This window comes from Bilophila sp. 4_1_30, from assembly GCF_000224655.1.
In the GTDB taxonomy this organism is placed as follows: domain Bacteria; phylum Desulfobacterota; class Desulfovibrionia; order Desulfovibrionales; family Desulfovibrionaceae; genus Bilophila; species Bilophila wadsworthia.
The window spans coordinates 917,771-927,673 of sequence record NZ_JH114232.1 but is presented as its reverse complement, the minus strand read 5'-3'; the positions used below and the strand labels follow the sequence as shown (position 1 = coordinate 927,673).

The 9,903-nt window shown below is 59.8% G+C and carries 7 protein-coding genes; 3 read left to right on the top strand and 4 right to left on the bottom strand.

Annotation, left to right across the window (positions count from 1 at the left end; all coding sequences use genetic code 11):
- The 3 genes from infB to HMPREF0178_RS10735 form a co-directional block, all read left to right on the top strand.
- The coding region (infB, locus tag HMPREF0178_RS10745) for a translation initiation factor IF-2 (RefSeq protein ID WP_009733428.1) at positions 1-1,899 on the top strand (1,899 nt) is incomplete at its 5' end.
- Positions 1,900-2,412: 513 nt separating this feature from the next.
- Complete coding sequence (locus tag HMPREF0178_RS10740; RefSeq protein WP_005025051.1) at positions 2,413-2,703, top strand: DUF503 domain-containing protein; 291 nt, start codon at positions 2,413-2,415, stop codon at positions 2,701-2,703.
- A complete protein-coding gene (locus HMPREF0178_RS10735; protein WP_009733427.1) occupies positions 2,693-3,736 on the top strand; it encodes a bifunctional oligoribonuclease/PAP phosphatase NrnA in 1,044 nt (347 codons plus the stop codon). The genes HMPREF0178_RS10740 and HMPREF0178_RS10735 overlap by 11 nt, the downstream gene beginning before the upstream one ends.
- A 341-nt stretch (positions 3,737-4,077) precedes the next feature.
- Here HMPREF0178_RS10735 and HMPREF0178_RS10730 read toward each other — a convergent pair whose 3' ends face one another.
- The 4 genes from HMPREF0178_RS10730 to HMPREF0178_RS10715 all read right to left on the bottom strand — a co-directional run bounded on the left by HMPREF0178_RS10730 (position 4,078) and on the right by HMPREF0178_RS10715 (position 9,762).
- A complete protein-coding gene (locus HMPREF0178_RS10730; RefSeq protein ID WP_009733426.1) occupies positions 4,078-4,620 on the bottom strand; it encodes an OmpH family outer membrane protein in 543 nt (180 codons plus the stop codon).
- A 205-nt stretch (positions 4,621-4,825) separates the two neighbouring features.
- Entirely contained in the window at positions 4,826-5,917 is a 1,092-nt protein-coding gene (locus tag HMPREF0178_RS10725) for a transglycosylase SLT domain-containing protein (protein WP_232281255.1), read from the bottom strand.
- A 631-nt stretch (positions 5,918-6,548) separates the two neighbouring features.
- Positions 6,549-7,334 (bottom strand): 6-phosphogluconolactonase, encoded by a 786-nt coding sequence (gene pgl, locus HMPREF0178_RS10720; RefSeq protein ID WP_009733424.1) that lies wholly within the window; start codon positions 7,332-7,334, stop codon positions 6,549-6,551.
- Positions 7,312-9,762, bottom strand: coding sequence for a mechanosensitive ion channel family protein (locus HMPREF0178_RS10715; protein WP_009733423.1), 2,451 nt, complete (start codon positions 9,760-9,762; stop codon positions 7,312-7,314). Before HMPREF0178_RS10715 ends, pgl begins: the two co-directional genes overlap by 23 nt.
- Between the last annotated feature and the right edge of the window lie 141 nt (positions 9,763-9,903).

Sequence of the window (9,903 nt, the reverse complement as noted above, 5' to 3'; positions counted from 1 at the left end):
CGTACCGTCGATTTTCAGGACACCGCGAACAACGGGCGCCGCCGCAGCGATGATATGGATGATGTGCCGCGCAGAGGCGGACGCAGACGGCCCAAGGCCAGCCGTGTTGTTTCTCAGGCCACCCAGCCCCTCAAGGCCGTCAAGCGCAAGATCCGCATCGAAGAAGCCATCCGGGTGGCCGACATGGCTCACCAGATGGGCCTGAAGTCCAATGAAATCATCAAGGTGCTGTTCAACCTCGGCATCATGGCGACCATCAACAAGGCGCTGGACATCGACACGGCATCCGTCGTAGCCGCCGAATTCGGCTATGAAGTGGAAAAGGTGGGCTTCGCCGAAGAACAGTATTTGGCCGATCACCGCACCGAAGATTCGCCTGAGCAGCTCAAGCGCCGTCCTCCGGTCGTGACCATCATGGGCCACGTCGACCACGGCAAGACCTCGCTGCTCGACGCCATCCGCAAGACCAACGTGACCAGCGGCGAAGCGGGCGGCATCACGCAGCACATCGGCGCGTACCACGTGAAGACCAAGCGCGGCGAAATCGTGTTCCTCGACACGCCCGGCCACGAAGCGTTCACCGCCATGCGTGCCCGCGGCGCGCAGGTGACCGACCTTGTGGTGCTGGTCGTCGCCGCCGACGACGGCGTTATGGAACAGACCCGCGAAGCCGTGAACCACTCCCGCGCCGCCGGCGTGCCGATCATGGTTGCGGTCAACAAGATGGACAAGCCCACGGCCAACCCTGACCGCGTGCTTCAGGAACTCGCCTCCCTCGGCCTCGTGCCCGAAGACTGGGGCGGGGACACCGTGGTCTGTAAGGTTTCCGCCAAGACCCGCGAAGGCCTCGACGAAATGCTCGAAATGCTGGCCCTCCAGGCCGACATCCTCGAACTCACGGCCAACCCGGACAAGCCGGCTCGCGGCCACATCGTGGAAGCCAAGCTCGACAAGGGCCGCGGCCCAGTGGCGACCGTGCTCATCCAGGAAGGCACGCTCCATCAGGGCGACACCTTCGTGTGCGGCGTGTTCAGCGGTCGCGTGCGCGCCATGTTCAATGACCAGGGCCGCAAGGTTAAAGAGGCCGGGCCGTCCATTCCTGTGGAAGTGCAGGGCTTTGAAGGCGTGCCGGAAGCCGGTGAGGAGTTCATCTGCCTTGAGGACGAAAAGCTGGCCCGCCGCATCGCGGAAAGCCGCGCCGTCAAGCTGCGTGAACGCGAACTCGCCAAGCAGTCCCGCGTGACCCTCGAAACCTTCCTGTCCCGCAAGGCGGACGATCAGGAAGCGCTCGTGCTCAACCTCGTCGTCAAGTCCGACGTGCAGGGCTCCCTCGAAGCCATCGTGGATGCCCTCAACAAGCAGAGCACGGAAAAGGTCCGCATCAACATCATCCACGGCGGCACCGGCGCGATCACGGAATCCGACATCCTGCTGGCTTCGGCTTCCGACGCCATCATCATCGGGTTCAACGTGCGTCCGACGGCGAAAGTCAAGGAAATGGCCGAACACGAAAGCGTGGACATCCGTTTCTACGACATCATTTACAAGCTCGTGGACGAAATCAAGAGCGCCATGGCCGGTCTGCTCGCTCCCGTCAGCCGCGAGGTGTACCTCGGCCAGGCCGAAGTGCGCGAAGTCTTCTCCGTGCCGAAGGTCGGTTCCATCGCGGGCAGCCATGTCGTCGACGGCAAGCTCACCCGTAACGCCAGCGTCCGCCTGCTCCGCGACGGCGTGGTCGTGCACAACGGCAAGATTGCCTCGCTCCGCCGCTTCAAGGACGACGTCCGCGAAGTCCTCAAGGGCTATGAGTGCGGCATCAGCCTCGAAAACTTCAACGACATCAAGGTCGGCGACGTTATCGAAGCCTTCGAAATGGTCGAAGAGGCCGCTACGCTGTAGTGGCATGGAATAGATGAAATTGGAGGGGGGATGGAGAACCTTTCTGAAGAAAGGCTTCTCCCTCCCCCTTCCAAACCTCCCCTCTCCCTCTCCAAAGACTTTCGTATGCGGGCGTCGTTCCGGCTTTGTTCTCAGCAACGGGCCGATCGGCGCCCTTCCTTTGGTTGGACGATTCAAAGCCAATACATCTTCACAAAATGAACAGGCTTTTTCTGTAACATGCAGCCTGTTACATGCAAGAAACGCATCAAACGGGCGTCATGCGGAAAAGCCCTTCTTCTGCTCCTCAAGCCAGAAAAAGCTGCGAACAGGGATTCGATAACGTCAAAAGTCTTTGGGGACGGAGGGGTGGAGGTCGGGAGAGGGGAGGAGGGACCTTTCTGGAGAAAGGTCCCTCCTCCCCTCCCCCGTCCATCTTCTCAATGAGAAATCCTCCTCAAAGGGCTTGCGTTTCTGCGTGGTTCCATTATTCCAGAAAGGTAGCACAGAACGATTTTACCAACGGATTGAATCATGGTCATCGCAGTCCTTACCGTCGAGTACCACCTGCACGGCAACGACTCCCTCAAGGGAAAGCGCCGTGTCGCCAACAGCCTCAAGCAAAAGGTGCGCAATACGTTCAACGTCGCCATCGCCGAATACGGCACGGAGGATTCCCTGACCCGTCTCCGGCTGATGGTCATTTCCCTGAGCAACAGCGAGCAGCACCTGCAATCGCGGATGGACAAATGCCTCGCCATGATGGAGGCCGTGTGTTCCGAAGAGATGGTTTACAGTGACTTGGAATTCATCAATGGGGATTGATACAGTGTACGAACAAGACATGCAGACGGCCCATATCATCCAGCCCGCCGAGGAAATGGCGGCGATCATCCAGCAATTCGACAACATCGTCATCGTGGCGCACGGCAGCCCCGACGGGGACGCCATCGGAGCCACCGGAGCCATGGGCTCCTTGGTCAAGGCGCTCGGCAAGCGGTTCGTACTCTATAATGCCACCGGCATCCCCGACTATCTGGAGTGGGTCCCCCTGCCCGGAAAGCTCGTCACCAAGCCCTCCGCCATCCCCTTCAAGCCCGGCCTGATCATCGTGCTGGACTGCGGCGACGCCTGGCGCATGGGCAAGGAACTGCTCGCGGTCTTTCCCGAGTATCCTTCCGTCAATATTGACCACCACCTCGGCAATCCCATGTTCGCCTCCCTCGGGAACTGGGTGGACCCCGGCATGGCCGCCACGGGTCAGATGGTGGCCGCCATCGCCGACGCCGCTGGCGTGCCCCTCACCGGGGAACTGGCCCAGTGCGTCTACCTCTCCCTCGTCTCCGACACGGGTTCCTTCACGCACGGCAACACCAGCGCGGCGGTCTTCACGCTTGCCGCCCGCCTCGTCGCCAACGGCCTTGACGCTGCCGCCATGCGCGAAAAGCTCGACAACCAATGGTCCATGCCCAAGACGAAGCTCTGGGGCAAGCTCATGCAGACCCTTTCCCTTGAATGTGACGGCACGGTAGCCGTTTGTCCCGTCACGATGGAGGAAATCGGCTCCTTCGGGGCCGTGCGCGAGGATCTGGAGGGCTTTGCCGAACAGATGCGCCGCATCAAGGGCGTGCGCGTCGCCGTGCTCATCCGGCAGGACCCCGGCAACCGCTGCAAACTGAGCCTCCGCTCATCCGGCAGCGATGACGTACGCTCCGTGGCAGCCCTCTTCGGCGGCGGCGGGCATCTCAACGCCGCGGGAGCCACCATCGACGATGCCGACATGGACGCCGTGACCAGACAGACCATAAAAGCCATTCAAGACATCACGTTTGGAGCGGGGAAAGAAGAGAAACGCTGAGGAGGAAAGAAACAACCTTTCTAAAGCAAACGTCCCTCCCCGGACATACCAATGCGGGCCCTCCTCTCCCCTGCCCAATACTTTCGGCCTGTTCGAATCCCTGAGAGCTTTCGAGCTGTGGGCGATCTCCAAAACCAGTGAGCCGTACCCAGGCAAGACGCTTTGGCCTCAATGCATTCCCATAAGCAAAGGCCCATTCCGTAACATCGGAATGGGCCTTTGTGTTCCGGAGGGAACGCTGGCACGCAGCCTCCCCACCAGTCGAAAGTCTTGGGAAAGGAGGGGCCTGGGGAGAAATAACCCTTCTCCAGAAGGTTTTTCCTCCCCAGGTTCTCTCACATTTACTTCTTGGCTTCAGGCTTGGCGTCAGCCTTCGGAGCGGCCTTGTCGTCGGCCTTCGGAGCGGCGGTGATGGGTTCCAGCTTGACGGGCGCGAAGGTCACCTTGGTCTTGTCCATTTCGGCGATCACTTCCTTGGTCACATCGGACTTGGGATCGAACGCGAGGAGGCCTTCGGCGTTCATGATGACCGAGTAGCCGTTCTTGGTACGGAAGTCTTCAAGGGTCTTCTGCATCAAGCCGTTGATCTGCTGCACAACCTTCTGCTGCTCGGCATTGACGATCTGCTGGTAACCAACAAAGGTCTTCTGGAAACGGGCGCGGAGGGCTTCGTCGTTGGGAGCCTTTTCGATCATGCCCTGGGCCGTCTTGAGCTGTTCCTGCATGGCGGCTTCAAGCTGCTTCAGGTGTTCGATGCCGGCCTTGCCGGGTTCGCTTTCCTGGAAAAGACGGGCCGGATCGACCACGGCAATTTTGCTGGCGGCACAGCCGGTCGTCGCAAATACGAGCATGAGGCACAGAGCGATAGCGCTGATAGTACGCATGGAAACTCCATTCGCAAAGAGGTTCAACGTCGCCGCAACCCGGCGACTGGGGACTTTCCACAGGAAAGATCCCGTCCAAGTGATCATCTTACCTTTTTTCCCCGCAAGCCACAATCCACAACAGAAGACGGGATCGCGGGGGCGATCCCGTCGGCTTCCGGTATGACGGAAAAAGTTGCCTGTACTTTGCGCAAAGAAACGGCAATCAGCCCAGCATGGAAAAACGCTCGCGCGACTTGAGAACCTTAGCAAGGAACGCCTTGGTTTCCCGCGAGGAAAGCTTCTTGAGGAGCGTGTTCCGCACCTGCTCCGGCGTCATGGCATTGATGGCCTCAAAGGCGGCATCACGCGACTTGCCGAACGTCCGCAACATGCCGCCGGTACCGATATTGTAGGCGGCGATGGCACAGTACTCCCTGGACTGGGGATCGGCGATCGCGCTCAGATGCCGGTTCTGCAAGAGATACATGTACGCTGTGCCGTACTTGATGTTCGTCTCGGGATGCAGCAGCAATGAAGGGGATGGCTTGCCGATGCGGCCGAGCCAGCGGTGCACTTCTCCGCCAGCCGTGTCCGGCACCACCTGCATGAGGCCATGCGCCGAGCGGTTGCTGATCAGGTCAGGGTCGAAATCGCTTTCGGTGTAAATGATCGCAAATACCAAATCCGGCGAAAGATTGTAACGGTCGGCATACTTCTCCACGACCGGACGGTACTGCTCGGCCTGACGGCGCATGGAGGCGGTCAGACCGGAAAGCTGCCGCAAGTCGCCAAGCAATTTTTCCGTACGCTCTAGGACTTCAGGGGCCAGCTCGAAAGCCTGCTGGCTGCCGTTCCAGCGCAGGGGCAGATCATCAAAATCCAGCTGCTTGCCCAGCACATCAAGATGGGGGGGTTCCGCCCGATTGATGCGGGGCATATTCGAAAACAGTTCCGCGCGGGGAACAAAGTCGGCCTGCTGGGGTTCCGTGGGGGCGGCGGTCAGCATCGCCGCAAGGGATGTACTGGTCGTTTCCAGCTTTACCGGGATGCTTCCGTGCAGCGGGCGCATGGTTACCGTACCATCGCTCTGCACCTCCAGAACCGGAAAACGGTCTCTGGAAGCGGCAAAGGGCGTTGAAGGGAGATTCTGCTTCATGGCTTCCCGAAACTGCTCAGGAATATGAAGCAGCGGGCGGGGCAGAGGGTTTTCCCCTTTGGCCCGGCTGGTCGCTCCGGTGACGGGCTCAAGGCTCTGATTGCTTCCGCCGGGCACAAAACCCGTCACAAGGGCAAGCAGGGCCAACGTGCCTGTCACAGAAACAGCATATCCTGCCAATGGGTTACGCATAGAAAAACTATCCTCGACTGTTTGGGTCCAGCCGGAAAAAAGGCTTCTTTCCAGCTCATAGGGCGCGCCGTAAGGGTATAGCAAAGAACATGCCATAGCTCTTCTTAGATGAAAAAAACGAATCCGGAGGGTTTGAGTGCCCCACGCGGCCCATGAACGGACCCCACAAAAAAAGCCCCGTTTCCGTGGAGAAAAGGGGCCGGACGACATTTCCGTCCTATGAGGCGAGAAGTGAGACGCTATGCCGCTTTCGAGGCTTCCCTCATCAAAAAGTCACGGATTAAAAACGGAGCGCGCCCATAAACAGGATGAGGCACACGACAAGACACCCTTCACGCCCAAGACACGACGTATGGGGGGGCGGGCTGGAGAGGACTCATTTTACCGCGTAAAAATCCTTTTTTGTATCATTTTTTGTACTCTAATACAAAATATCCGTTCTAACGGTACAATATTTTATACACTAATAAGAATAATTTTCTTTAAATAAATCTATCATGGGTCCCACAGAATCCGGGACAACATGGAAGCGATCCCGCCCTACGGCTTCCGCTCCACGGAAAACAGTTTCCGGGGGCCCCCTTCAGCAACCCACCTCCTACTGCCGTCCACCGCAAGCGGCTTCGTCCATAACCCAAATCAGCTCGCCACCCTTCGGCCGCACGAGCTGCACGGGCAAAGAGGCAGGCGCCAGCAGATCCAGCGCCTTGCCGAGCGGAGGGCGCTTCCCCTCCCCCGTCGCCAAATACAGGCAGCAGCGGGCCGCGTTGATCATCTCCAGCGTCAACGTGATTCGACGGCTCTCAGGCTTGGGGGCCAGATGTTCGGCCACGGCAAAACCGGTCAGGCGGCCCGAACGCAACGCCTCGGGCGCCAGCAGCGGGCTGCCGGGGAACAGCGAAGCGGTATGCCCGTCGTCCCCCATGCCGAGCAGGGCGCAATCAAGACGGGGCATCCCCTCTTCCGCCGGAACATGTTGCCGCAAAAGTTCCTCATAGGCCACGGCGGACTCGTCGGGATCAATCTCGCCGTCCATCGGATAGATTTCCGCCGCCGGGACATGCGCCAGCAGTTCCTGATTGGCCGCACCGTAATTGCTCGCGGGATGATCCGGAGCGACACAGCGTTCATCCACCCAAAAAACGCGGGTGTGCGCCCAGTCGACCCGCGCCGCCCACGCCTCCGTGCGCAACAGCCGGAACAACGTCAACGGCGTGGAGCCTCCGGACAGGGCCAGCGTGAAGACGCCGCGCCGGGATACGGCCTCCGCACAGCGGGCGGCCAGCAACCCGGCGGCGCATGACGCCACCCCGTCCGCATCGGCCCGGACATACGTTTCAAGATGAAGCCCATCCAATGGATTATCCGTTTTGCTCTGGAGCATCGCTCTTGTCCTCTTGCTGTAGGGTTGGCTCTTTCACCTTGCGGGGATTGCGCAATTCCACGGGCACGGTTTCGTTCTCGCGCAGGTGCACATCCATTTGCGGGAAAGAGATTTCAATGTTGGCCTCGGTGAACTTTGCGTCAATGACTTTTCGGATGTCCGAGGCGATACCGCTGCCGTGCAGGATGTCCCCCACCCAGAACCGCAGCCGGAAATCCAGCGAACTGGCCGCGAAGTCGTTGAACAGAACCACCGGCTCGGGATAGGTCAGAACCTTCTGGTGCTCTTTCGCCACCTGTTTGAGCAGCTTCTCGACAAGCTGGATATCTGACCCGTAGGCCACGCCCACAGCGACCTCCTGCCGGACCATGCGCCCGTTGCGCGTCCAGTTGGTGAGCTTGCCGGACAGAAATTCCGCATTGGGCACGAAGATGACGGCATTGTCGAACGTCTCCACCTGCGTGGACCGGATATTGATGCGCCGGACAATGCCGTTGACGCCGCCCACATCAATGACGTCGCCTTCGCGCAGAGTCTGCCCGAAGATGACCAGAAGCCCGCTGACGAAGTTGTTGATGATGTTCTGGAGGCCAAAGCCGATACCTACGGACAAACCGCCGGCGACCACCGCGATGCTGGTCAGGCTGAACCCAAGCGCGCTCAGGGTATATAAGCCGAACAAGCCCCACAGGAGATACGTGAACCCGGCCTGAATCGGCCCCACAAGGCTGCGGTCAAGGCGCATGGAATGCGCGGGCAGATCCGCAATGAACGACCTCCCCACCGAAATGAAAGAGCGGGTCACGTAGAATGCGCTGACGATAAACAGCACCTGAAGCATACTGAATGAGGTCTTGCCCACGCTCACGTCCATGTTCGCCAAGTGCGTCAGCAGGAACTCGCCGCCGGGATAGGCCAGAATCCACAGCCCCGTTGCCGCCGTCGCCAGCACGAGCATGGCGGGAAGCGCCAGAGCCAGCAGGAACCCGCTGAACAAAGCCTTCACCCCTTCCTGCGGCATGTGCTCGGCAATGACATTCATGAGCCGCATAAAGCCCACGGCCTGCTGCACGCACACGGCCACCGCCGCATACGCCACGCATACCAGAATCGACAGCCTCCCCCATCCAATCAGGGTCATGAGCACGGCGATCCAGAGGATAACGGCCTGCCCTTTCAAAAGATTGATGACCAGCGGGAACGGGATGTCCGGCAAAGGGCGCTTGTAGTCACGCCACAGAGTGACGAGCGACATCAGCAGCCAGATGCCGCCGAGAATCGGGCCGGGCAAATTGAAAAACAGGAGGAGAAGCCCGCCGAGCAAAGGGGTGAACAACGGCCACAGCGGCGAGCGCAATTGGAGATCGCTCCGCTGGAATGTATACAAGTCCCATGCAAGCGCCATCTGCCCAAGGCTCAGGAGCAACGTGCCGATGATGGACAGGACATGGTACGATCCGCTCGGGGACCACGCCGCGAAATGGAACATGAAGCCAAAGGACAGCCACACGAAGCTGTGCCCGCACATCTTGGTCCAGCCCGTACGCAAAGACTCGGGCCATTTCCTCGACATGCGGCGCGACACGAAGATAAGGCCGTGCAGCGGCAGGATAAGCACGATTGCGCGCAGTATGACGCCGAGCCAACCGGCGAGGCTCCACGGCAGTTCCGCGTTCATGCGGACGGAGAAGGTCTCCTGCAACGCATTGATACTTTTCTGGATATTAAGCCATGAATCCACGTCGTAAATCTTGCCCGAGCGCTGGAGATAATAATCCTGCCACAACCCTGGAATGGACTTGGCAACCCGCCCGGTCAGGGAGGTGATGTTTTCCTGCAGCTTGCGGGCGGGAGCGAGCACGCGGCTGATGCGGATCTGAACCGTATTCAGCCGCCCCTGCGTCTGCGCAAGGTCGCTCAAAAAAGCCTGCAATTCCGGAGAAATGTCCGTTTCATCCTTCGAGGGGGCGGAGTCCTGCTCCAGAAGGGAAATTTCACTGAGCCGGCTTTTCAGCGTGTTCAGCGTGCCTTCCAGCGGTTCCAGCACATCCGAGAGCTTGTCGTTCAGCCGTGCCAGCCGCTGCTGGACGACGGACAGCTCCAGCGGCAACCCCCTGCTCACCCGGGAAAGCGTCATGAGCCGCTGGTATTCTTCCTCAATGGCGCTGAGCGACGCATTCAACTTGCGGGAGGCATCCGGCAGGCGCTTGGTCAAGGCCACGGTTTCCGCATCAATGGCCCCGAGCTCCTCCACCCGGTTTTGGAGCAGCGTAGTCCAGACATCCTGCGTAGGATCCGGTGCGGGTTTCGGCGCGCTCGCGGGCGCATCCGTTTTCTGTCCGGATGCCGGGGCAGTATCCGCAAAGGCCGCGCAAGGCAGGGCAAGGCTCAAGCAAAGAAACAGGGAAACAAGTCGGGAAGCATTCATACAGCGGCGTTCCGTTCGGCTAGAGTATGTTCGACGTTTCCGGAACATACCCCGCGATCCTTCCGCTCGGCAACCACTGAGAATGTGAGGGAGGGAAAGGAGAACCGGGGAGGGGAGAAGGGGCCTTTCTGGAGAAAGGCC

Coding starts and splice junctions, on each gene's coding strand:
- HMPREF0178_RS10740 (WP_005025051.1), top strand. CDS start 2,413: ATGGTCATCGCAGTCCTTACCGTCGAGTACCACCTGCACGGCAACGAC.
- HMPREF0178_RS10735 (WP_009733427.1), top strand. CDS start 2,693: ATGGGGATTGATACAGTGTACGAACAAGACATGCAGACGGCCCATATC.
- HMPREF0178_RS10730 (WP_009733426.1), bottom strand. CDS start 4,620: ATGCGTACTATCAGCGCTATCGCTCTGTGCCTCATGCTCGTATTTGCG.
- pgl (WP_009733424.1), bottom strand. CDS start 7,334: ATGCTCCAGAGCAAAACGGATAATCCATTGGATGGGCTTCATCTTGAA.
- HMPREF0178_RS10715 (WP_009733423.1), bottom strand. CDS start 9,762: ATGAATGCTTCCCGACTTGTTTCCCTGTTTCTTTGCTTGAGCCTTGCC.